The following is a 22,919-nucleotide window of genomic DNA, read 5'->3' as shown; positions in this document are numbered from 1 at the left end:
GGCAGCCGCCGTCGTTGTCACCCGTCTGTTCCTGTCCGGCGGGACAGGAAACGCGGTCCTACTTGACGATGCCCTTGTCCTTCAGCCAGGCGGCTGCTGCCGTCTTGGCGTCCTGCTTCTGGCTGCCGCTGACAGCCCGGTTGAGGTTGATCAGGTCATCGGTGGTGAGGATGCTGGACACCGAGTTCAGTACCTGCTTGGCCTTGTCCGTCATCTTGGCCTTGCTGTACAGCGGCAGGACCTGCTGGGCGATGAAGTTGTTCTTCGGATCCTCCAGCACCACGAGGTCGTTGTCCGCGATGGACGGCGTGGTGGTGTAGATATCGGCCACCTGCACCTGGTCCTCCAGGAGGGCCTTGAGCGTTACCGGGCCGCCGCCGTCGCTGAAGGGCTCCAGCTTCTTGGGCTCGCAGTTGTAGTTCTTCTTCAGCCCGGGCAGGCCGTAGGCGCGCTCGGCGAAGGTGGCCGGGGCGCCGACGACGATCTGGCTGCAGACCTTGGCCAGGTCTTCAATGGACTTCAGCTGGTACTTCTCGGCCGTTGCCTTGGTGACCACCATGGCGTCCTTGTCTTCGGCCTTTGACGCGTCCAGGACGCCAAGGCCATCCGGCAGCTTGCCCGGCAGCGCCTTGGCGATGTCACCGGCGGAGACTTCCGTGGCTTCCTTGTTCACGTAGAGCAACAGGTTGCCGCTGTAATCCGGCACCACATCCACCGAACCGTCCTGGACGGCCTTGAAGTAGACCTCCCGGGAGCCGATGTTCGGCTTGGTGGTGGCGGTGATTCCGTTGGCGTTCAGGGCGCCGGCGTACAGCTCGGCGATGATCTGGCTCTCCGGGAAATCGGCGGAACCCACCACCAGGGAGGTGGCTCCCCCGGAAGCGCCGGCGCTGGAGGCCGGCGCGTTCTTCAACGGATCCGACGAACCGCCGCAGGCGGACAACGCCACGGCCAGGCCAAGCCCGGCGGCCAGGCCGCTGAACGCCCGCCTGCCGAGGCGCTGGGGACGGCTATCTTTCATGACTTACCTCCTTGTACAACAGTCTCCGCAACTACGGGGTCTGTGAGTTCGACCGCGGCCTCCTGGCTGCGGTAGGACAGTTTTGAGGCCCCTCGGGTGAGGAACAGCCTCTGGAACAGGGACAGGACGAGGTCGACGGCGATGGCGAGCACGGCGATGAGGAGTGACCCTCCCAGCATCTGCGGGAAGTCGCTGAGGACGAGTCCGTCAAAGAGGTAGCGGCCCAGGCCGCCGAGGTTGATGTAGGCGACCACGGAGACTGTGGCGATCACCTGCAGCACGCCGGTGCGGAAACCGCCGAACATGACGGTGAGGGCATTGGGCAGTTCGGCGCGGAACAGGACCTGCAGTTCGGTCATGCCCATGGCCCTGGCAGCGTCCACAACGTTCCGGTCCACGCTGGAGATGCCGGCGTAGGTTCCGGCCAGGAGCGGAGGGACCGTGAGGATCACCAGGGCCCAGACGGGTGGCATGAGTCCGATGCCGGCCAGCAGCACGAATAGGATCAGCAGGCCCAGGGTGGGCAGGGCACGCAGGGCTCCCGCGAGCGCGACGACGGCCACCCGGCCCTTCCCGGTGTGGCCGACGAACATCCCGACGGGTACTGCAATGGCGGTGGCAATCAGCATGACGAGTCCGGTGTACTGGAGGTGCTCCCCCACCCGGGCGGGAATGCCCATGCTCCCGGACCAGTGCAGCGGGTCTGCGAGCCAGGCGAAGGTATCGGCGAAGACGTTGCTCATGCTGCTTCACCCACTGTGGAAGCAGCCCCCTCGGCTTCGAGTGCTCGGGCGGCGATGCCGTGTGCCCCCTGGCTCTGTGGCTTCCCTGCCCGCTCCCATGGTGTGAGGATGCGTTCCAGGAGGACCAGGACGGCGTCCATTAGCAGAGCGAGGACCAGGATGGCGATGATGCCCACCACCACCTCGGTGACGAAGTCCCGCTGGAGCCCGTCCGTGAAGAGCATGCCCAGGTTCCCGACGCCCAGGAGGGCCGCAACGCTGACCAGCGAGATGTTGCTGACGGATACCACCCGGAGGCCGGCGAACATGACGGGCAGCGAGAGCGGGAGGTCCACCTGCAGGAACCGGGCCAGCGGTTTGAAGCCCATGGCCTGCGCGGCCTGGCTGATGTCCGCGTCCACGGAGTCGAAGGCGTCAAGGGCCGCGCGAACCAGCAGCGCAACGGCATAGATGGTCAGTGCCACCACCACGTTGAGGGGATCCAGGATCCGGGTCCCCAGGATGGTGGGAAGGATGATGAACAGCGCCAGTGACGGAATGGTGTACAGCAGGGAGGACGCCGTCAGCACCACGGAGCGGAGGGCATTGTTCCGCCGCGCCAACTGCGCAAGCGGGATGGAAATGATCAGCCCCAGGACCATGGGAACGAGTGCCAGCACCAGGTGCTGTCCGCCGCGCTCGAGGATCATGCCGGTGTTGGCCAGGAACCATTCCATCAGAGGGCAGCCTGCCGCACCTGGCGTGCTTCTTCGATGAGTGCCAGGACCTCGCCGCCGCGGACCACGCCCAGCGCCACGCCGTCGGCATCCACGGCAACACCAAGGCCGGACGGCGAGGAGAGGGCGGAGTCCAGGGCGCGGCGGAGGCTCTCTCCGGGGCGGAACAGCGAACCGCCGGGAACGAGTTCGGTTTCGGTCCCGGGCGCCGACCAGCCCAGCGGGCGCTTGTCAGCGTCAACCACCAGCTGCCATCCGCCGGCAGCGCTGGAATCCGACTCATACCCTCCGGGGGCCCTGATGATCGTGGGCACGGGGTGGATGGCCACACCGTCGGACGGGGAAAAGCCGAGGTGGCGGAAGCCGCGGTCGCGCCCCACGAAGGACGCCACGAACTGGTTTGCCGGCGCACGCAGGATTTCCTCCGGCGAGGCGTACTGGGCCAGTTTGCCGCCGGTGGCGAAGACAGCCACCTTGTCGCCCAGGATGGTGGCTTCGTCAATATCGTGCGTTACGAAGACGATGGTCTTGGCCAGGTCCTTTTGCAGCCGCAGCAGTTCCTGCTGGAGTTCGTCGCGGACCACGGGGTCCACCGCGCTGAACGGCTCGTCCATAAGGAGCACTGGTGGATCTGCGGCGAGGGCGCGCGCCACTCCGACGCGCTGCTGCTGGCCGCCGGAAAGCTGCGACGGGTAACGCCCGCCCAGGGACGCCGCAAGGCCAACCACGTCCAGGAGTTCCCGGGCGCGCTTGCGGGCATCCGCTTTTGAGACCCCGTTGAGCCGCGGGACGGTAGCAATGTTGTCCAGGACGGAGCGGTGCGGCAGCAATCCGGCGGACTGCATCACGTACCCCATCGACCGGCGAAGTTCCGCAGCCGGTACGGAGGTGACATCGCGGCCATCCACGGTGATGGTCCCTGACGTGGGCTCCACCATCCGGTTGATCATCCTGAGCGACGTTGTTTTGCCGCAGCCCGATGGGCCCACGAAAACGGTGACGGACCCTTTGGCGATGGACATGGACAGCCCGTCCACGGCAGGCTGGCCGCCCGGATATTGCTTGGTAACGCTCTGGAACTCGATCATCGCCTGGTCCATGGTGCGGACTTACCTGTTCTCTTGGACGGGCTGTTCCCAGCACCGCGACACTGCCATAAGCACGCTGATAGTTACGGTAACCCAAACCGGGTCAGGCTTCAGCAGCTGGGGCCCTAATCCGTACAAAGGAATCCCTACTGTAACCATTCGGAACCCCGGCCGGGATGGATGGGATTCCCTGGATCCGCCCCTGCAGCGGCTCCTGTCACGGGCGCCGCGGCCGGGCCTACAGTGGAGGCGTGACCAACTTGGAAGTTTCGCCGCAGCAGGAAGTTTGCCCACCCGCCCCCGAAGGAGGGATGTCCGGCCCCTGCCTGCAGCTGTGGCCGGAACGTGAAGTACCCCTGGGCGGCGTCCGCGCCATGAACGTCAGGCGCACGTTGCCCCAGCGCGGCCTTCCCACGATCGGGGCCTGGTGCTTCCTGGACAGCTTCGGCCCGGACCGGACCGCGATGTCCGTCCTTCCCCACCCCCACATCGGGCTGCAAACGGTCACCTGGCCGCTGGCGGGGCACATCCGCCACCGGGACAGCGTGGGCAGCGACGTGGTGGTGCGCCCCGGAGAGCTGAACATCATGACAGCCGGCCACGGCGTCTCGCATTCCGAGTTCGCTGTGCTTCCTGCCGACGGCGGGGAGTTGCCGCTGCAACGGGGCCTGCAGCTGTGGGTAGCCCTTCCCGACGGAGACCGGCACCGGGAACCGGCATTCGAACAGCACCGCGAGCTGCCACGCGCTGCCGGGCCGGGCTTCACGGCGACGGTCATGGTGGGCGAGCTTGCAGGGGTGGCCTCCCCCGCAACAGTGTTTTCGCCGATCGTCGGCGCGGATGTTTCCTGCGAGGGCGCGGCGGTGCTGCCGTTGGACCCCGGCTTTGAGCACGGCATCCTGGTGCTCGACGGCGGCCTGGCGGTGGACGGGCAGGCCCTGCCGGCGGGGCCGCTGGGCTACCTGGGCACCGGCCGCAGCGAACTCAGGGTGGAGGCTCTCCCCGGTACGAGGTTCCTGCTGATCGGCGGTGAGCCGTTCGCCGAGGAACTGCTGATGTGGTGGAACTTTGTGGGCCGCACCCATGACGAAGTGGAAAAGGCCAGGGACGACTGGGAGGCGCAGGCCGGCCTGGCGGACGCCGAAACAGCAGCAGCCCGCTACGGCCTGGTCCATGGACATGGTCCGGATGCCGGGGCGGAAGCCGGCCGCATCCCGGCTCCCCCGCTCCCAGGCGTCCGGCTGACGCCGCGGAAGCGTTCCGTGGGCTAGGCGGGTTCCGCCACCAACTGCAGCACGCCGAACACCGGTTCCTGGTCCAGCACCCTGACGTCGGTCACGCCGGTTTCGGCGAGGTTCCGTCGGAAGGACTCCTGCAGGGGTGCCACATTCATGCCCAGCCCGCCGCCGAGGATCACCGGGCCCTCGATTTTCAAAAGTCCCAGCACCTGGCCGGCCAGGGCAGCGAGGTCCTGCCCGGCCTGCTCCAGCAACATTGCGCTGTCCCGGTGCCCGGCGGCCGCGGCTTCCACGACGTGCCTGGCCTGCTGCGCCCAGAAGCGCCTCCCGGTGTCCGGTGAGTGGAACAAGGCGATGAGCTTGTTGGGATGGTCCAGCCCGCAGGATGCCAGGAGGGCCGCCGTGAGCTGGTCGACGGGCAGGCCCTGGTTCATCCTGCGGAGGCTGTGCCGCACCGCTTCCCTGCCCAGCCAGTAGCCGCTGCCTTCATCCCCCAGCAGGTACCCCCATCCGCCGGCCCTGGCCTCAGCGCCGTCGGTATTGCGTCCCCACGCGGCAGATCCGGTGCCCGCGATGACCGCTACTCCGGTGGCGGCGCGGCCCGCGGCCAGCAGGAGGCGGGAGTCATGGACAACGGTGACGCGTGCTTCGGGAGCCAGGGGCTGGATCAGCGCAGCCAGCGCGGCGGCGTCTTCATCGGTATCGATTCCGCCGGATCCCGCGTACACCCGGTCCACGTGACCTCCGCCGATCCTGGCGAACAGGTCCGCAAGGTTGCGTGCCGCCTGCTCGCGGCTGACATTCTGGACGTTGGAGCTTCCGGCCGACTCGTCGGCCACGGGGTGGCCGTCCTCGAAACGGATGCCGTGGGTCTTGGTGCCCCCGATATCCAGCCCGATCGTGATGCCGTGCAAAGGACTGGCCGGGGAGCCTGCCGCCTGGTCAAAAGGAGTGGCAGAAGGGTTCTGGGTGTTTGTCACGTCACAAGGGTACTTGCCCCATGGAGTTTGGCACCCCGCCGCCCCGGCACCGGTAGCCAGCCGCCGCCGTCGGACATTTCCCCGGCTCAGCGGCCTGCCCTGGTGACCAGCCCGGCCAGCATCGCGGGCCCCTGCCCCACCACCAGCTCGCGGAAAAGCCTGGCCGGAACCGGCTCGCTTTCCGGTTTCCTCCGCCGCCAGCTGACGCCGACTTCCCGGAAGGCGAGTGCCGAGTCCAGCGGAACCTCCACCCACCCCAGGTCCCCGGTTTCGGGACGCGGAGTCCGGCCGGGAGCGTCGCCGCCCGGCGGCAGGATGCTGACGCCGAGGCCGGCAGAGACCAGGCCGCGGACGGTGTGGGAATCCTGGCTTTCGAAGGCGATCCGCGGACGGTACCCGGCCTCGCGGAAGAGCGCGTCGGTGAGGGAGCGCAGCCCATAGCCGGGCCCGAGCACTACGACAGGCTCCGTCCGGATGTCGGCCAGCCGGGCCATCCGCTGCCGGGCGAGCGGATGGGCGTGATGCACCACCAGGCGCAGCGGCTCGCGGTACAGCGGCGCCGAGTCGAGGTTCTTGCCCGGCGGCGCCACGGGTGCCGTGAGGGCGAGGTCCGCCTCCCCCGCTGACAACTCATCCAGGCAGGTATCCCGGGCGCCTTGGCTAAGGCGGAAGCCGGTCCCGGGATGTCGTGCCCGGAAGGCACTGATCAGCAGCGGCAGGGTGGCCTCGCCGAAGGTGTGCTGGAAGGACACCGATACTGTGCCGCTGACCACCTGGGACTCGTTCCGCACCAGGTCCAGTCCGGCCTGGAACTCTGCGAGCGCTTGCTCGACGTACGGCAGCAACGTGCGGGCAGCGGGAGTCAGGCGGACTCCGCGGCCGTCCCTGACCAGGAGTTCGGTGCCGACGGCGGCACTGGCCCTCGCCAGCGCCCGGCTCACCGTTGACTGGGGTACTCCGAGCAGTTCCGCCGTCTCCGTCACGTGCTCCGTCCGGCCCAGCTCTGCGAGCACCGGCAGCAGCGGCAACAACTGCGCAAGTTGTTTCCGGTCAGGCTCCATGGGCAGTTCCTTCCACGCGAAAACAATCCATAATTGCTATCACTTTGGCATAAAGCATGCATTGGAAGCATTCATCAGCCGGGACTACGCTGGCTGGATGCCTCAGAACGCAAGCGCCGGAACTGACGCACCTTCCAGCTGGACCGGACACGCCAAGGGATCCAGGGCGTACGGGCGGATCCTTGCGGGCCTGTCCTGCGCCGGCGTGGCCACCTTCGCCCAGCTCTACTCCACCCAGGCGGTCCTTCCCCTCCTGGCGGCCGACCTGCGCATCACTGCTGCCGAGGCCGCCCTCACTATCTCCCTCGCCACCGTAGGCCTCGCCGCCACGGTAATCCCCTGGTCCTTCCTGGCGGACAGGATCGGCCGGGTCAAGGCCATGATGTGGGGCATCACCGCGGCCACCGTGCTTGGACTGCTGGTACCGATGGCTACCAGTTTCCCTATGCTGCTGGGCCTGCGGCTGCTGGAGGGGATGGCCCTGGGCGGCATTCCCGCCATCGCCATCGCCTACCTCAATGAGGAGGTCAGCAAAGCCCACGCGGCCCTTGCGGCGGGAAGCTACGTTGCCGGCACCACGCTGGGAGGACTGTCCGGGCGGCTGGTCGCGGGGCCGGTTGGGGAGCTCTGGGGATGGCGGTCAGCGGCGCTGGCCGTTTCACTGCTGGCGACCGTTGCCGCCGTCGCGTTCCTTGTCCTGGTGCCCCGGGCCCGGGGGTTCGCCCCGGCCCGGGCCGCCGGCTTCCGCAGTGCGGTCCGGATACTCGGCGGCCACTTGCGCAACGTCAGGCTGCTGGCCCTGTACGCCCAGGCGTTCCTGATGATGGGCGGATTCGTGGCCGTCTACAACTACCTGGGCTTCCGGTTGTCCGGTTCGCCGTTCGGGCTTCCTGCCACGGTCATCAGCCTGATCTTCCTGGCTTACCTGTCCGGAACCTTCTCCTCCCGCTGGGCCGCGGGAATGACCACCCGGTATGGCCGCCGGAACGTGCTGCTGGGAGGACTTGGCCTTGCCCTGGCCGGACTGGCACTGACCCTCACCCAGTCCCTGGTCCTGATCCTGGCCGGGCTGGTGGTATTCACCGGAGGCTTCTTTGCCGCCCACAGCATCGGCTCGGGCTGGACAGGGGCGATCGCAAGGACAGGGCGCGCGCAGGCTGCGTCACTGTACAACCTCGCCTACTACCTCGGTTCCAGCCTGCTGGGCTGGGCCGGGGGGCTGCTCTTCCAGGCCTGGGGCTGGAGCGCCCTTGCGGGAGCCGTCATGGTCCTGGCCTGCCTGACCGCCGCAACTGTCGCCGTCGTCCATCCCGGGACAGAACACACACCCTGACGCCCTAACCGGCTGACGAATTAACCGGCTCCAAGCAGCCATCAGGGTGTCAGGATGTTCGGCAGGGCGTGGGCCCGCCGCGCAGGATGCGGCGATTCTGCGGTCTAGGATGAACCAGAACCGTGTGGAAGGAACCGCTGTGAGTACGAATGCCCGGAACCCCAGGCCAGGGGCGCACCTGGAGCCGCTGGATGCCATTGACGAACGCCTCCTTGCGGCCCTGGTGGCCGACGCCAGGATCTCCAACAAGCAGCTCGCGGAAATGGTGGGCATTGCCCCGTCCACAGCCCTGATGCGGACCCGGGCCCTCTCGGAGCGTGGCATCGTCCAGGGCTACGAGGCGAAGCTGAGCCTGTCAGCCATCGGCAGGTCCGTACAGGCACTGGTTGCCGTGCGGCTCCGCGCCCACGACAGGGACCAGATCGACCGTTTCACCGCCCGCGTGCCGCACCTGCCGGCAGTGCTTTCCACGTTCCACACCTCGGGTTCGGTCGACTACCTGCTGCACATCGCCGTCGGGAGTACCGAAGACCTGCGGGACTGGGTCCTGGACAACCTGGCCACCGACCCCGTGGTGGGACACACCGAAACCACCCTCGTTTTCGAGCACATCCAGGGCAACCACGGACCGCTTCCGGACTAGCAGCCCGGAGTAGTTGGTGCCGCTCAGGAAACCTGTCGCCGCGCCGATTGCACCAGCGTCGCGGCGGCAAGTACCAGGGCCGCCGCGCCGCAGAGCAGAACGAAGCCTTGCACTGCCGCTGCCATCCCAAACGCCGCGCTGGCCCAGCCCAGCCCGAGGACCGGCACCGCGCTTCCCAGGTAGGTGATGACATAGACGGTGCTGATGATCTGCGCGTGGCGGGCCGGTTCCACCCTGGCCGCAACATCGTTGAAGACAGTCCGGAACGCCAGTCCCTGCCCCACCCCGGCGGCGATGGCGGCGCTGACCAGCATCAGTGGACTGTGCCAGGCACCTGCGGCACCCAGCAGGATGACAGAGACGCCCAGGACCGCCAGGCCTGCCGGTACAGTCCGCCGTCCGCGCACGGTCACCAGCTGGCTGAGGGCCGACGCACCGAGCGGCAGGCCGGCGAGGACGCCGATCAGCGGCCGGGAGTCGGTGCCCAGGACCTGTGCGAAATAGCCCGGGGCGAGTGAGAGCGAAAAGCCGAACACGGCAAAGCTGAGGAAGCCGACGCCGGATGCCAGCCAGAAAGGGCCCCTCGCCTGGCGTGACACGGAGGGCCGGCGGGGCGCCAGGGCATGCAGCGGCCGGGACACCGCGGGAACCATGATGGCCGGGCGGGCACGGATCAGGTACAGCGGCACCAGCAACCCGGCCAGCAGCAGGGAATGGACTGCATAGGGAGCCGTGGTGGCGCCGGGAAGCAGCGACAGCAGGCCGCCGATCACCGGGCCTGCCGCCACTCCCCCGGACGATGCCAGCAGCGTAAAGCGCGACGCCCACTCCGGCCGGGACGGAAGCAGCTCCCGCAGGGCGGCCGCGCTGGCTCCGGTGGCAAGAGCAACCGCCGCCCCCTGAAGTGCCCGGCCGGCGCACAGGCCGGCCAGCGATTGCGCCTCGGCAAAGATCCAGCCGCCCGCCAGTCCCGCCAGCACGGCGACCAGCAGGGCCGCCCGGCGGCCGATGTGGTCCGACCAGTGCCCGGCAAGGAGCAGCGTTCCCACCAGCGCCAGGACATAGCTGGCGAACGCCGCAGTCACGTCCAGGCTGGACAGTCCCAGGTTGGCCTGCAGAAGCGGGTACAGCGGAGTGGCAAGGTTGGCGCCCACCAGGAGCATGAAGATCACCGCCCCGGAGATCACCAGCCGCGCAGTGGTGGAGGCATTCCATCCGCTGGGCATGGCCGTCGCCGGACGCATGCGCAATTCGCTGAAGACCGTCATTGTGCCGCCTTAAGGGGTCCGCCGCGGCGGGTGGTCCTTGTGGGAGCCCGGCGCGGATACAACTGTGTTGGTTCAAGGGTGCGGCAGGGCTGACTTATTTCTCCAAATCAAGGTGGATAATTGAGCAAAATAATCAATATATGCATCCCGGCATGATGGAGAGTGACGATCTTGAACAAGTTGGACCCCACGGACCTGAAGATCCTCCTGGCCCTCATCAGGGATCCCCGGATCCAGATCGGAGAGCTCAGCGATTCCCTGGGCATCGCCCGCAACACTGCGCAGTCGCGCGTGCGGCGTCTCCTCCGCGCCGGCGTGCTGCGGCCAGGCGGCCGCGAGGTTGACCTCGAGGCGGTGGGTTACGACGTCGTGGCGTTCGTGACCATCGAAGTCTCACACCGCGAGCTCGACGGCGTCGTGGCAGCGCTGCGCCTCATTCCGCAGGTCCTGGAAGTCCACGAAATTTCCGGCCGCGGGGACGTCTGGTGCCGGGTGGTAGCGACCGACACCCACAACCTGCAGTCATCCCTGCGGCAGGTCCTGAGGATCAAGGGGGTCATCCGGACAGAAACCGTCCTGGCCCTGCACACCCACATCCCGTACCGGACGGAGCCCCTCATCAGCGGTCTCAGCACCGCCGCCGCCCCGGCTAGGATTTCCTGAATGACCATTATCGATAACGCCGTCTACGTCAACGGCGTCCGCCACGCCGAGCCCGAAAGCCTTGAACAGACCTTCGAGACCCTCGCCAGGCACGGAGGCATGGCCTGGATCGGGCTGTACCGGCCCACCGCGGAAGAGATGACTGCCGTCGCCAACGAATTCGGCCTCCACGCCCTCGCAGTGGAAGACGCAGTTTCGGCCCACCAGCGCCCCAAGCTTGAACGGTACGACGACAACCTCTTCACCGTCCTGCGGCCCGCGAGGTACCTGGACGTGGATGAAACGGTGGAGTTCGGCGAGCTGCACGTCTTCACCGGGAAGAACTTCGTCGTGACCGTCCGGCACGCGGAAACGGCAGGCGTGGCCCGGGTCCGGCAACGGCTGGAGGCACGGCCGGACCTGCTCCAGCACGGGCCGGAAGCGGTTCTGTACGCCCTGTTGGACCGTGTGGTGGATGACTACGCTCCGGTGGTGGCCGGACTGGAGAATGACATTGACGAGATCGAGGACCAGCTGTTCAGCGGCGATTCGTCGGTATCGCGCCGGATCTACGAACTGGCGCGGGAAGTGATCCAGTTCCAGCGCGCCATCCATCCTTTGCCGGAGATGCTGGACCAACTGAAAAAAGGGTTCGAGAAGTACGAGGTGGAAACCGAACTGCGGCACAACCTGCGCGACGTGGAGGACCACGTGGAGCGGGTGATCTCCCGGGCCGACTCATTCCGGGACCTGCTGCAGAACGCCCTGACCCTGGACGGGACCCTGACCGCCAACCGGCAGAACGAGGCCAGCGCCGAGCAGAACGAACAGGTCAAGAAGATCTCATCCTGGGCAGCAATCCTGTTCGCGCCGTCCTTCGTCGCCGGCATCTACGGAATGAACTTCGACAACATGCCCGAACTCCACTGGGCCGCCGGCTATCCCTACGCCTTGATCCTCATGGTTGCGGCCGGGGCCCTCATGTACGGAATCTTCAAGAAGAAGGGCTGGATCTAGGTGTAATTCCCGCGGACGTTGTGAACAGCGTGGCGTGATGTAAAGGGCGAGGGCCTCCGGTATCGATTTGGGTTACCACACTCATATCGACGCCAGGAGGCCCTCGTGTCCTACGTTACCCATGCCAACGCCGACCTGACACCTAAGGCCAGGGGTAAGCTCGCCCGTTTAGTCATCGAGCAGGGCTGGACGTTGCGCCGAGCCGCAGAGCGTTTCCAGTGCTCGCCCGCCACCGCAAAGAAGTGGGTAGACCGGTACCTCGCCTGTGGTGAGGACGGTATGGCTGATCTGTCCTCACGGCCGCGGCGGAGCCCGAACCGCACACCGGTACGCGCCGAACGGCGGATCGTCGCGTTACGTTTCACCCGGCAGTGGGGACCGCACCGGATTGCGGCCCATCTCGGTCTTGCCCGCTCAACCGTAGGCAAAGTGGGAATTACATCTAGGGCGGGTGTCCCGGTGCCGGAAACTCCGGCCGGGCTTTAGCCGGCGCCGCTCAGGCGGCCACTCCGGAGGCCCCCTGGACGCTCTTTGACCGGGCCGGCCTGCCCGCGGCCAGCGCCACCCGGGCGTTGCCCGCCGCGTGGACGAGGGCCGAAACAACCAGGAACGCAACCAGCACCTGTGCGGTGGAAACAAACACCGTGGCCCAGCCGCCGTCGAGCGTTGGATCCAGGAAATCGTAGACGTACCACCCGTCGAGGCCACCGCGGATCCAGGAGAACACCAGGAAAGCCACTGGGTAGCCCAACCACGCGAGGGGCCGCCACCACGTCCCGCGGACGGTCCTGGTCACCAGGAGCCAGTCAAGCGCGGTAACCAGCGGAGCGAGGCGGTGGTGGACCATCTGGGGCCAATAAAGGGCCCAGCTCCACCAGGGCTCCCCCGGCGGAGCCACCAACACGACGTAGATAATCCCGGTCATCACCAGATACAGGACCAGCGCGCCGAAAAGGTGGTCCCACCACAGGGGCAGCCGACTCCGTGGCCGGACTGCCGAGAGTATCAAAACGAGCCCTAAGGCAAGGTTCCCCTGCACGGTGAACTCGGAGAACAGCTGGGCAATATCCACATCGTTCCCGGGAAGGGTGGCATCAAAGGTCTTCTGGACCAGCGCTGCGAGCACCAAAATCCCGACGGCGATCCGAACGGCCCGGATCCAGGGGCGGTCAGGGTGCAGGGCACGGTTGGCGGCAATATTCCTGCGGACGGGGGGAAGAACCGTCACACGACCGGCTGCTGGCTCTCTGCGGCTCATGGGAAAAGCATGGGACGGCCTGCCTCCGTGGGGCTAGGGTCTTTTGGCCGTCCGGGTCATCCGACTGCCGGACCGAAAGTTCCTGGTCCGGCAGGCGGATGTTGGTCAGGCGTTCGTTTTGCGCTTTAGCCAGCCCCAGACGCCGGTGGCGACGAACAGGACCAGGCCGATGATGGCGAGCCAGATGAGGCCCTTGACGACGAAGCCGACGATGGACAGGATGAGCCAGATGACCAGAAGGCCGATGATGATTCCCATGGACCCACTCTAGGCCGCCAAATTTCCGGCGGTCCTCATCAGGCGCCGTGTTTTGTGCACAAGGTTGCCTGCGTTCACGGGCCGTTCGCCTCTCGACAAGGTCCAGCCGCGGGCTTAATGTGGCCTCGCCAAATTCCCACAACAATGACAGAGGTGTGTGAAATGGGAGCACAGGAAGACGTCGCATTGGTGCGGCGCGGCTATGAAGCATTCATCGCGGGCGACATGGAAACGCTCAAGGAGCTGTTCACCGATGACGCCGTCTGGCATACCAGTGGAACCGGCGGCCTGTCCGGAGACAAGAAGGGCGTCGGGGAAATCCTGGCCTACTTCGGTGAGCTGTTCTCGCGGTCCCAGGGCTCGCTCAAACTAACCCTGGAGGATGTTGCCGCCGGCGACAGATACACGGTCGGAGTGCAGTCCAACCACGCCGAGCGTGATGGCAGGTCGCTGGACCAGCGGTCGGTCATTGTGTTCACCATCTCCGGCGGCAAGGTGGCTGGAGCCTTGGAAATCGCAGAGGACACTGCCCAGGCGTCCGAATTCTGGTCCTGAGACCCTGGACGGCAGTTACGGCGATGGCCTGGCTTTCGCCGGCCGGGATACCGCTGCGGTCCATGACCGCTGAAGAAAAGTGGAGCTAAGGAGATTCGAACTCCTGACCTCTTCGATGCGAACTCTGGATAACAGGGGTTCACGCCCGCTCATGATTTCACCGCAGCCCCCGGAATTACAGGGATCAGGTTCACCTGCTCTCACGATGAGTCACTCGGCTTTCACTCTGGTTCACGGTCAAAGTGTTATCCAAAGTGTTATTTCGACCGCGCAGGTAAGGCCGCGCCGCCGTCGCCACCCATCGTGCATAGAGATCTGCATGACCACTGACAACGTAACCACCAGCCAGATCCCCGGGATCCCCTCAAGGTTCCTGACCCGCAGCGAAGCTGCCCAATACTTGCGGCGCTCCACCGGCACGCTCGCAAACTGGGCAGCGAAGCGGAAAGGCCCCGTCTACTACCGCCAGGAGGATGGCGCCGTTGTCTATGCCATCGAAGACCTGGCGGCATGGATGTCAGCACAGCGAGTCCTCCCGAGGGCCGCGTAATGGGCAACATCGCGACGCCTCCCGGCTCCTGGGGCAAAATACCAGCGGCAAAGCAGGGGCCTGACGGCCGATGGACGGCGAACGGCCGCTACAAGACACTGGACGGCAAATCGCTCCAGCGCTTTCGTTCCGGCACAACAGCCCGTAAGGCAGAGACTGCACTTCTAGAGCTCTTTCAGAACATGGCTGCCGAGGACTTGGCGCAAACAGAGGCGGCCCAACGGGACCAGAAGAAGAAGAAGAAGCTCCGCAAAAAGAAGGAGCGCGGCCAAAAAGCAGACCGGAAGTTCGCAGATGCCGTGGAAGAGTGGATTTCTTACATTGAAATGGGCGGCAAGGACCTGAGAGCTAGCACCGCCTACGAGTATGCACGAATGGCTCGAAATGACATCGTCCCATCACTCGGAAACCTCAGGTTGCGGAAGATCGACGTCGAGGTCTGCGCGAATTTTCTTCACGGAATCATCAAGGACGGACGCTATTTCGCCAAGGCAGAACACAACCGCGCAGTCCTGTCCAACATTCTGGAATGGTGCGCAGGGAGGGGTATGACGCCGGGCAATCCGGTGAAGCAAGTCGCGTCCCTTCCCAAACCGCGCAAGCAGCCTGTCCAGATTATCGAAAAGGAGGACATGGCAACCGTCCTAGCAGCTGTTCGCAAATTCGCAGAGGAAAAGCTGCAGATGAAGCGCCCAGGCCCACCACCGAACATGGACATTCCGGATGGCGTTGAAATGCTGCTGGCAACCGGTATGAGAATTTCGGAGCTTCTTGCGCTGAGGTGGGAGGACACATGGATTGACTCAATGGATGACGGCTCCTACTGGGTGGAAATCAACGGAAAGGTCGGATGGGAACAGGGCCGCTCGATGTTGCGCCACGACTACGGCAAAACGGACGACAAGATCCTTGACCTACGGATCAGCCCCGAGGTCGCCGCCATGCTGCGAACGCGAAGGGCCAACCAAAAGAAATTCAACCCTAATCACGCCATCTTTCCAGCGCGGGGAGGTTCATGGATGCATCAGGGCAATTTCCGTCGTAGGTGGCGCGAGGTTCGAAAGGAGCTGAATATCTCCTATGACTTCCCTGATGACGATGAGGTGCGAGGCAGGAAGCAGGAGCGTCGTCAGTCCTGCGCGCCGGACACCATCACGCCCCATACTTTCAGGCGCTCTGTCGGCACCTTCATCGGCGAGACTGTATCCATCGATCAGGCCGCCCAGCAGCTCGGCCACAAGAGAACCGCCGTCACCATTCGTTCCTATCTCCGTGAGCGGCAGGAGGCCCCTGATAGCAGCGGCTACCTTGCGAACGTCATGTATAGGACGGACGGGCCTGACTAAGCACTCACACCTCCGGGCACTGCGAAAGTCCGAGACTCTCGAGCCCCATCCCCTATCCAGTCTATTTTCTGGCCGCGCGGGAGGCCGCGCCGCAGGAAGGACGGGGGCTGGGACGGAGCTTTCATTGCCAATCTTGAGCCCGGGGAACCGGAAGGTGGGTGTGCCACGGGATGCACTGCGACATTAATCAACGGAAGTTTGCAACGGATACGTGGCTCATATACTCTGGTGACTGTCAACGGATACGTTGCGCACCTTGGTTCATCACTCGCTCTGAAAGGCATCATGACCACCTCCACCCTCACCAACCCCGTCAAGTCCCGCATCAAGGCCAACACCAAGAAGGTGCTGGCCTCCGCGGTCGTCCTCGGCGCCACTGCAGCCGTTGTCGGCCTGGGTACCTACGGCACCTTTACCGGCAGCACCAGCGCCAGCCAGAAGGTGGCCAGCGGCAGTGCCGGGCTTGAGATGCCCTACAGCGACTTCAACAAGCCGATCGCAGGTATGCTGCCCGGTGACACTGTGGAGCGCATTGCGACGATCACCAACCCGGGCGACTCGGCTCTGAAGAGCGTGCTGATGGGCATCGATGTCACCCAGTCCAGCGCCCTGGTCACGGACCCGGTCAACGGCCTGAAGATCGAAATCCAGGGATGTGCTGTGCCGTGGACGGTGAACGCCGCCGGCCCCGACACCTGCGGCAGCGCGCAGTGGACTGTCCTGCCTAACGGCCCCCTTGTGGCAACCGCCCCGACCTCGGTGAACACCGCCTCGGTGAATGCCAAGAGCACGGATTACCTCCGGGCCCTCATCTCGCTCCCCGACACGGCGGACGCCTCGTTCCAGAGCCTGTCGGCGGATGTGAATTTCACCTTCAGCGGCACCCAGCGCGATGGCCAGTTCCTGAACGACTAACCACCCCCACCTAGACCCCGTTAGGCTGCACAGCGATGAGCATCACCCATCTCCACGAAGAAGCTGTCGCTGTGCAGCCCGCGGCAGGGGAAAGCCGATTCAGGATCACGATGCGCAAAGCATCGAGTGCGACCGCCACGACACTCGTTGTCCTCGTGGTGGCCGCACTGCTGGTTCTGGCCATCGGCCCGCGGATCCTGGGCTACCAGACCCACACCATGCTGACGGGGTCAATGGCCCCGATGATCAACCCCGGCGACGTCGCCGTTACCCTCGCGATTTCCGTGGATGACATCAGGGTCGGGGACGTCGTCACCTATGACATCCCGGTCGAGGACCGCAGGACAGTCACCCACCGTGTGGTTGAGATCCTGACTGACGACAACGGCGCCACCGCCATCCGAACGAAGGGCGATGCAAACCCCGGCCCGGACTACTGGACCGCGGTCCTCGACGGCCCCAAGGTCGACCGGTACGCCTTCACCATCCCTTATATGGGCACTGCCATCCGGACACTCCGCGAGCCGGCCGTCCTCAATGTACTTCTGTACGGTGTACCGGCCGGCTTGGCCCCGTGGATGCTGATCTCGATCTGGCGGCGGAAACCGGCGGGCGAAGGATCCGAAGAAGCCCGTCCTACCGAGGCCTAGTCCCAGCCCCCAAAACCCCGCTGCAGTTGCTGCGGGGTTTTTTCATGCCTCAGCCCGAACTGTTTAGAATATACGGCCCTACGTGTTATCGTTTATTCATACTAGGAACACAGCAGCGATAGCGGTCGGAAGGTGAAGCCATGCAGATTCAGAACGTCATCCCGATGTTGCAGGGGCGTAAGGAGAAAGGGGCCGCGTGCCGACTGACCTTCGAGCCCGTCAAGCACGTCTACAAACTCGACGGGAAGCGGGCCACCTCGGTGACCACGATCCTGAGCGGCGGCATCCCCAAGGGCGCCCTGGTTCCCTGGGCGGCAAAGACCGCGGCCCAGTACGCCATCGACAACCCGGGGGCCACCCTGGAGGAAATCCAGGGAGCACCCGACCGTGACCGGGATGAGGCAGCCCGCCGCGGAACCCTGGTCCACGACACGATCGAGATGATCCTCCGCGGGGAAGACCCGGAGATCCCCGACGAAATTGCCGCGCACATCACGGGCTTTGAGGCCTTCGTTGCCGACTGGCAGATCAGCGCTGTTTACCAGGAATGCATAGTGGCTCACGGTGACCTCCGCTACGCGGGCAAATTCGACCTGATCGGCCGCAGTCCGCTGATCAACCGCGGCAAGCCTTTCATCCTGGACTGGAAGACCTCCCGCTCCGTCCACGACGAGGCTGCCCTGCAGATGAGCGCCTATGCCATGGCCGAATTCATGATCGACCCGGTCACCGGCGCAGAGATTCCCGTCCCGCACGTCTCCGCATCGTTCGTCGCCCACGTCACCTCTGAGGGGACCGACCTGTACCCCTGCGCCGAAAGCCGCCTGGAACTTCGCCGCCACCACAGGCTTTTTCGGGCAGCCCTGGACGTGTACCGCGGAGCGACGCCACGCCGGCACGCACTGAAGAAGCCCCTGCCCAATCCTGCAGCCCTGGCCGCATAGCGACCCAAGCAAATCTCTCGGAACGAAAAGGAAACACCATGAAACCCCAGCCACTGATCGCCCTGTCCGCCTTCGCCCTCTGCCTGCTGGCCGGCTGCGCCGCGCCCCAGGCAGCCTCCCTGCCCACGCCGTCCGCACCGCCGACAACCAGCCAGGATGCGCCGAAGTCCATCACCATCGACCTCGCCGGCCAGACAATGACCATCCCCGACACCCAATTCGGTACGACCACAATCCCCATCCTGGCCCTTGGGGATGTACTCGGAGGAACCTCAGTAATTACGGCGGAGCCGAGCGGCATGATCCCGTTCGTGCACTGCCAAGACCGGACAGTGGCCTGGGGCGCCGAGCCTAACACCCAAGGTGCCGGCGCTTGGGCCCGTCCTCTGCAGATCCTCACCTTCGACCCGGCCTGCACGGACATTGCCTCAATCAGCGGACATCCCATTGTGGTCCCGCGGGTCGTCAGCGAGAACGAAGGGGCCTACGGCGTCGTAGACCAGTGGCTCAGTGAGGGCAGGGAGGTCATTGTTGTTGGGAAGTCCCCCCACCCGGATCCCAACATTGCGCCGGCGCCCAACGTGGAGTGGCCCGACAAGCGGCCGGTATTCCTGAGGAGCTCGGATCCCAAAAGCTAAAAACACCCACTGTCCATGCGAAAAAGCTGATAGACTCAAAGCATGCAACGGATCCGTGGCATGCAACACCGAGAGGGAAGAATGAAGAACACAGTTACCCGCAGCATCCTGGCCGGAACCTTCGCAGCCGGCCAGCTTCTTGCTGCGCCGATGGCTGCAAGTGCGGCGGAGCCTGCGCACGTTTCATTCAGTGCTCTCTTCGAAGGTGCACAGATCCCCTCGTCCGCAGCGGAGCTGAAGCGGACCGCAGCAGTTGGGGCTAACGTCCCCGTGTACAGCGAGCCGAGCAGTGGCGGTGACAGCCTGCAGCGCCGTCTTCCCGGCATTACTGCCGGCGGCGCGGGCAGCAGCCGTGCCCGGGTCTCTGAAGCTTTCACGGTCCGCGGGGAACAGTGGGTTGCTGTCCAGGTCCCCGAATCGGCGCACGGCACGGACGCCGCCAAGAGCAACCTCGCAGACCCGGGCGTGGCCTATATGCGAGCTGCCAGTGCACGGGACATCCAGGGGCTCGGAGATGCCAAGGTTGAAAGCTACCCCCACAGCAAGTCCGATCTGGTGACCATTACTCAGTTGGGCGGCCCCATGGAGATGTACAAGGAGCCCATCGCTTCTACGGAGTACTCGCTCAACTCGCCCACGGACAAGTGGGGGACCTCCCTGAGGTCCTCTACTGTCTTCACCTACAAAGGGCAGCCGTGGGTGGCCGTAGAGGCCAAGGAAGGCCTGGTTCCCGGCGGGATCGCCTACATCTCGGCTGACCCCAAGTTCGCCATAGTAGGAGGTGCACCGGCCAAGGCCTCGGCCCCTGCTACTACTGCCACGACCACCAGCGAGACCACCCCGGCTGCGATTATGCCGAGCGCAGATCCCTCGCCCTCGGTTACAGCCAAAGCAAGCCCCTCACGTATTGCCGCGGGGGAGCCCGATGTGTTCGCTGCGACGGTTAGCAAGCTGCCGGCAGTCCTCTTCGCAGTCATTGTCATGGGCTTCACCTTGCTCATCCTGAACCGGCGCCCCGCCTAAGCAGAGAAAGACCTAGCCATGCACACTTCACGCCAGAACATCGCCCCCGGTACCCGCAAGCAACACAGGGCTATCCAGGCCGTGGTCTCCACCCTCGTGTTCATCGCTATCATCCTGCCGCTGGGTTTCATCCTGGACCGTCCGACGGCCGTGTCTGCGGAGCGGGACGAGGGCGTTCTCGCTTCACGAAACCAGTGGATCTCCGCAGCATTCCACACACTCCTGCCACTGTTCGTGCTGACCAATTTCGGAGTCTGGGGCTTCGCCTTGATCCCCCTCATGGTCCTCGTCGTGGCCAGGCGTCTGTCCGCTTCCCGTGCAGGCATCCCCTACGTCCTGGGTCACCTGTACGCCAACGTCACAGACCAACTGCATGCCGGCGCCAAAGTCCGGAACGTCATCCTTTACGGGACCGCCGTGACATTGCTCCTGCAGATGGCCACATTGTTCGGTGCCCCCACATCCTTCCTGGCCACCGTGGCTGCCACAGTTGTCTGGGGTGGCTGGCTGTTCCTGGCAGTCCAGGCCGCAAAGCTCAACGTCGCTGCCGCCGCTGAAGAGTACGCAGTCCGGGAAAAGTACATCGCAGTCCTCAGCAAGGCTTTCGGGACTCCGGTCGGCGACTGGGAAAACTCCGTCCTCAGCGACGAGGGGCTGCGGCTCACGGTCACTCCCCCACCTGTTGCGGCCCGCCTGCACTATGCGCAGGCTGACAGCATCCTGGCTCAGGCCGCCCCTGAGTGGGAAATGAACCACGAAGAGTCGAACCATGAAGTCCTGGTCCTGAACGCTGCGTCCGAAGAAACCATCCAGCGCCGCGCAGAAGAAGCCCAGTCGGGCGGACTCATCGGAGGCAAGATCACCGGCGCTCCAACCCCGTCCGCAGCCCCAGTATCGGCCGACTTCAGCATCAGCGCTGACGAGCTCGTCTAGAAAGGAGACCGACAAACCATGTTGAGCTTTCTCAAGCCACGCACGAAAAATGGCCACCCTGCCGGGAACATCTACACCGACGCCGAGATCGCCGCCGCACGAGAGGCAGTTCGTGCACCGGAAGGCGAAGATGTTGAGATTAGCCTGGCGAAAGCCGGACTCACTCGCGCAGACGTCCTTCCTGCGGTTGAACAATGGGCTGCTGCCGCCCAAAGCGTCGGTATAGAAGAATGCACCATCGACGAGGGGCCAGCGGCCTCAGCTAGGCCAGCTGGCTCATCAACTGCGGCCGTGGAGCGTGCCGGGGTGGACGTTCCGGCCGGTTACGAGGACTCCGTCGAGGAGCGCGCAAAGCTGATCGCAGCGGTGTGGCGCAAGCATGGCGACGGTTGGCAGGTTGAGGCTTTCGACGCAGAGCAGTCCAAGGTTTACATCGTCCGCGGTGAACGCCCCAGCATGCGTCCGGGCGCCGCCGTTTACGAGGCAGGTACCAAGGCCACTGCCAGCAACGGTGACGCCATTGCCGCAAGCCACGCGGCGCACGGCCGCACCATGCTCGGCTACGACCCCTACAGGGGCCATGTGGAGACTGCGGTCCTGCCGCCGGCAACCATCGAGCTGCGCAACCGGCTCCTCCGGAAGGACCCAAAGCAGAAGAGCTGGGAGCTTGAGCTGCTGCCCCTGTTCTCAGTCACTGATGGTGTCGGCCACCTGGACCGCGTCATCATTGAGCGAGTCAACCCGGCCGCTCAGGATCGAATCAAAGAGGTTGCCATCTGGCTGGGAATCGCCCGGACTGTCATCGGGCATGAAGGCTGGCGGGTAGAAGTTGATGCCAAGACCGGGCGGGTCGAAATGATCCATGGGGTTCGCCCCGAGCTGCCACGTCTGGTCCGGGCCGCCGCCGTGATTCCCCAGGAGATCGACACGGAGAACTGGTCAAACTTTGTGATCGGCCTCAACTCCCGGAACGAGAAAGTTTCCATTGACCTCGAGGCCGGACCCCACTCGCTGGTAGTTGGCGGTACAGGCTCGGGTAAGAGTGTCGCCCTCCGGGTCATCATTCTGAATGCACTGGCGCGCGGATTCGAGGTCGTCATCATCGATCCGACAAAGCAGGCCGCCGGCCTCCGCGGAATCGAACCGTGGACAAAGGGCATCTTCATCAAAGATCTGGAAGAGGCTGCCAGCGCTCTGAACGCGGTCTACAAGGAAGTACGCCGGCGGGTTGACCTGATCAGCGCAGTCCGCGGAGAAAACTGGCGGGACCTCCCCAAAGGGTCTGTCCGCCCCATCCTGGTTCTTGTCGATGAGTTCTCCGGCGTGGCTACCGCTGAAAAGAGGCCAGTGGGCCTGGGCAACGATCATCCACTCATGATCGAGTGGGTAGCCGAGGCGACTGCCATTGCGCAGATCCAAAGCAAAATCGGCAAGATCGCCAGGGAAGCCAGAAGCGCTGGGGTCCACCTCGTGATCTCTACACAGCGGCCTGACGCCAGCGACATCGGCGGCCAGGTTCGAGAAAACCTGGGCACCATCCTGCAGATGGTAGTCCCCGCCCGGCCACCGTCACCACAGGCTCTGGGGATGGTATTCCCGTCCGACTACACCTCCCTTGCTGTGGAAGAAATTGATCTGCTCAACGATGGCCATTCGAAGGGCTTCGCGCTCTCATACATCGAAGGAGGCGGCCTTCAGGGGTTCCGCGTCGGATTCGTCGACAAGGACGATATGGAGGAATACGCGGAACGCCTCGGACTCCCGCTCGGCGACTCGTTGGTGCTCGGCGACCGGGAGCCGCAGGCCTTCGAAACGGTGGACCAGGAGGAATGGCACTTTGAGGAGCTGCCCCCGCCGACCCCAACGGAGGTGGACCTGGGGGAAATCGAATTCACCATGGACGATCTGACGGGCGACGCTCCGGCCGAACCGTCAGACGAGCCTGACCTGGACTGGGGCGACTCCTTCACCCGGAGCTCCGTTGCTCCTTCGGCAAAGGAAGTACAGCCGGAGGGTGATGAGGATCCCTCCTCAGGGCCGCCGGTCAGAACGAAGCCCAAACCTGTAGTGGAGGAATTCGATTGGTAGCCGCGGTAGTC

At 64.9% G+C, this 22,919-nt stretch carries 24 protein-coding genes and 1 pseudogene; 16 read left to right on the top strand and 9 right to left on the bottom strand.

From position 1 onward, the window contains the following. Window positions 1-58: 58 nt before the first annotated feature. From AC1DIP_RS03085 to AC1DIP_RS03070, 4 genes are read right to left on the bottom strand one after another with little or no spacing between them, the layout of a single operon-like run. A complete protein-coding gene (locus tag AC1DIP_RS03085; protein WP_477732800.1) occupies window positions 59-1,021 on the bottom strand; it encodes an ABC transporter substrate-binding protein in 963 nt (320 codons plus the stop codon). Continuing rightward, complete coding sequence (locus tag AC1DIP_RS03080) at window positions 1,018-1,764, bottom strand: ABC transporter permease (protein ID WP_477732799.1); 747 nt, start codon at window positions 1,762-1,764, stop codon at window positions 1,018-1,020. The genes AC1DIP_RS03085 and AC1DIP_RS03080 overlap by 4 nt, the downstream gene beginning before the upstream one ends. Beyond that, window positions 1,761-2,480 (bottom strand): ABC transporter permease subunit, encoded by a 720-nt coding sequence (locus AC1DIP_RS03075; protein ID WP_476206258.1) that lies wholly within the window; start codon window positions 2,478-2,480, stop codon window positions 1,761-1,763. Before AC1DIP_RS03075 ends, AC1DIP_RS03080 begins: the two co-directional genes overlap by 4 nt. Continuing rightward, entirely contained in the window at window positions 2,480-3,580 is a 1,101-nt protein-coding gene (locus AC1DIP_RS03070; RefSeq protein ID WP_477732798.1) for an ABC transporter ATP-binding protein, read from the bottom strand. The genes AC1DIP_RS03075 and AC1DIP_RS03070 overlap by 1 nt, the downstream gene beginning before the upstream one ends. A 239-nt stretch (window positions 3,581-3,819) precedes the next feature. Here AC1DIP_RS03070 and AC1DIP_RS03065 point away from each other — a divergent pair, with 239 nt between their 5' ends. Continuing rightward, window positions 3,820-4,839, top strand: a complete 1,020-nt coding sequence (locus AC1DIP_RS03065; RefSeq protein ID WP_477732797.1) for a pirin family protein — start codon at window positions 3,820-3,822, stop codon at window positions 4,837-4,839. On the opposite strand, the gene AC1DIP_RS03060 is transcribed toward AC1DIP_RS03065, so the two are convergent. Both AC1DIP_RS03060 and AC1DIP_RS03055 read right to left on the bottom strand, forming a co-directional pair. Next, on the bottom strand, window positions 4,836-5,786 hold the full coding sequence (locus AC1DIP_RS03060; protein WP_476206263.1) for a BadF/BadG/BcrA/BcrD ATPase family protein: 951 nt from the start codon (window positions 5,784-5,786) through the stop codon (window positions 4,836-4,838). The two genes, AC1DIP_RS03065 and AC1DIP_RS03060, sit on opposite strands and share 4 nt — an antisense overlap. Window positions 5,787-5,872: 86 nt before the next feature. After that, a complete protein-coding gene (locus AC1DIP_RS03055) occupies window positions 5,873-6,847 on the bottom strand; it encodes a LysR family transcriptional regulator (RefSeq protein WP_477732796.1) in 975 nt (324 codons plus the stop codon). 97 nt (window positions 6,848-6,944) lie between these two features. Here AC1DIP_RS03055 and AC1DIP_RS03050 point away from each other — a divergent pair, with 97 nt between their 5' ends. Together AC1DIP_RS03050 and AC1DIP_RS03045 are read left to right on the top strand one after the other, a co-directional pair. After that, a complete protein-coding gene (locus AC1DIP_RS03050) occupies window positions 6,945-8,180 on the top strand; it encodes an MFS transporter (protein ID WP_476206266.1) in 1,236 nt (411 codons plus the stop codon). A gap of 139 nt (window positions 8,181-8,319) precedes the next feature. Beyond that, window positions 8,320-8,823, top strand: a complete 504-nt coding sequence (locus AC1DIP_RS03045) for an AsnC family transcriptional regulator (RefSeq protein ID WP_476206268.1) — start codon at window positions 8,320-8,322, stop codon at window positions 8,821-8,823. 23 nt (window positions 8,824-8,846) lie between these two features. Here the strand turns inward: AC1DIP_RS03045 and AC1DIP_RS03040 are convergent, their stop codons facing one another. Then, on the bottom strand, window positions 8,847-10,091 hold the full coding sequence (locus tag AC1DIP_RS03040; RefSeq protein WP_476206270.1) for an MFS transporter: 1,245 nt from the start codon (window positions 10,089-10,091) through the stop codon (window positions 8,847-8,849). Window positions 10,092-10,262: 171 nt separating this feature from the next. On the opposite strand from AC1DIP_RS03040, the gene AC1DIP_RS03035 reads away from it, so the two are divergent. From AC1DIP_RS03035 to AC1DIP_RS03025, 3 genes and pseudogenes are all read left to right on the top strand, one after another. Further along, the gene (locus tag AC1DIP_RS03035; RefSeq protein WP_476211784.1) at window positions 10,263-10,754 is read left to right on the top strand and encodes an Lrp/AsnC ligand binding domain-containing protein; all 492 of its coding nucleotides are present in this window, start codon (window positions 10,263-10,265) and stop codon (window positions 10,752-10,754) included. Beyond that, window positions 10,755-11,750, top strand: coding sequence for a magnesium/cobalt transporter CorA (gene corA, locus AC1DIP_RS03030; protein WP_387557299.1), 996 nt, complete (start codon window positions 10,755-10,757; stop codon window positions 11,748-11,750). It begins immediately after the preceding gene. 105 nt (window positions 11,751-11,855) lie between these two features. Beyond that, a pseudogene (locus tag AC1DIP_RS03025) lies at window positions 11,856-12,182 on the top strand (helix-turn-helix domain-containing protein); the annotation flags it as partial. Between the two features lie 64 nt (window positions 12,183-12,246). Here AC1DIP_RS03025 and AC1DIP_RS03020 read toward each other — a convergent pair. Both AC1DIP_RS03020 and AC1DIP_RS03015 read right to left on the bottom strand, forming a co-directional pair. Further along, window positions 12,247-12,978 carry a Pr6Pr family membrane protein gene (locus AC1DIP_RS03020; RefSeq protein ID WP_477732795.1) on the bottom strand — a complete coding sequence of 244 codons (732 nt, stop codon included), beginning with the start codon at window positions 12,976-12,978 and terminating at the stop codon, window positions 12,247-12,249. A 135-nt stretch (window positions 12,979-13,113) separates the two neighbouring features. After that, window positions 13,114-13,266, bottom strand: coding sequence for an LPXTG cell wall anchor domain-containing protein (locus tag AC1DIP_RS03015; protein WP_141159851.1), 153 nt, complete (start codon window positions 13,264-13,266; stop codon window positions 13,114-13,116). A 162-nt stretch (window positions 13,267-13,428) separates the two neighbouring features. On the opposite strand from AC1DIP_RS03015, the gene AC1DIP_RS03010 reads away from it, so the two are divergent. The 10 genes from AC1DIP_RS03010 (at window position 13,429) to AC1DIP_RS02965 (ending at window position 22,908) form a co-directional block, all read left to right on the top strand. Next, complete coding sequence (locus AC1DIP_RS03010; protein WP_477732794.1) at window positions 13,429-13,821, top strand: nuclear transport factor 2 family protein; 393 nt, start codon at window positions 13,429-13,431, stop codon at window positions 13,819-13,821. A gap of 319 nt (window positions 13,822-14,140) precedes the next feature. Further along, entirely contained in the window at window positions 14,141-14,371 is a 231-nt protein-coding gene (locus AC1DIP_RS03005; RefSeq protein ID WP_477732793.1) for a helix-turn-helix domain-containing protein, read from the top strand. Continuing rightward, window positions 14,371-15,717, top strand: a complete 1,347-nt coding sequence (locus AC1DIP_RS03000) for a tyrosine-type recombinase/integrase (protein ID WP_477732792.1) — start codon at window positions 14,371-14,373, stop codon at window positions 15,715-15,717. The genes AC1DIP_RS03005 and AC1DIP_RS03000 overlap by 1 nt, the downstream gene beginning before the upstream one ends. 285 nt (window positions 15,718-16,002) lie before the next feature. Beyond that, entirely contained in the window at window positions 16,003-16,632 is a 630-nt protein-coding gene (locus AC1DIP_RS02995; protein WP_477732791.1) for a TasA family protein, read from the top strand. A 35-nt stretch (window positions 16,633-16,667) separates the two neighbouring features. Beyond that, window positions 16,668-17,282, top strand: a complete 615-nt coding sequence (locus AC1DIP_RS02990; protein ID WP_477732790.1) for a signal peptidase I — start codon at window positions 16,668-16,670, stop codon at window positions 17,280-17,282. Between the two features lie 140 nt (window positions 17,283-17,422). Then, a complete protein-coding gene (locus AC1DIP_RS02985) occupies window positions 17,423-18,226 on the top strand; it encodes a PD-(D/E)XK nuclease family protein (RefSeq protein WP_477732789.1) in 804 nt (267 codons plus the stop codon). A 38-nt stretch (window positions 18,227-18,264) separates the two neighbouring features. Beyond that, the gene (locus AC1DIP_RS02980; protein WP_477732788.1) at window positions 18,265-18,864 is read left to right on the top strand and encodes a YajG family lipoprotein; all 600 of its coding nucleotides are present in this window, start codon (window positions 18,265-18,267) and stop codon (window positions 18,862-18,864) included. 81 nt (window positions 18,865-18,945) lie between these two features. Continuing rightward, complete coding sequence (locus AC1DIP_RS02975) at window positions 18,946-19,887, top strand: hypothetical protein (RefSeq protein WP_477732787.1); 942 nt, start codon at window positions 18,946-18,948, stop codon at window positions 19,885-19,887. A gap of 18 nt (window positions 19,888-19,905) precedes the next feature. Next, entirely contained in the window at window positions 19,906-20,820 is a 915-nt protein-coding gene (locus AC1DIP_RS02970; RefSeq protein ID WP_477732786.1) for a hypothetical protein, read from the top strand. Between the two features lie 18 nt (window positions 20,821-20,838). Beyond that, window positions 20,839-22,908, top strand: coding sequence for an FtsK/SpoIIIE domain-containing protein (locus AC1DIP_RS02965; RefSeq protein WP_477732785.1), 2,070 nt, complete (start codon window positions 20,839-20,841; stop codon window positions 22,906-22,908). Window positions 22,909-22,919: the final 11 nt, after the last annotated feature.

It is taken from the genome of Pseudarthrobacter sp. 05T312 (assembly GCF_056396685.1).
This window is presented reverse-complemented; position numbering and strand designations above follow the sequence as displayed.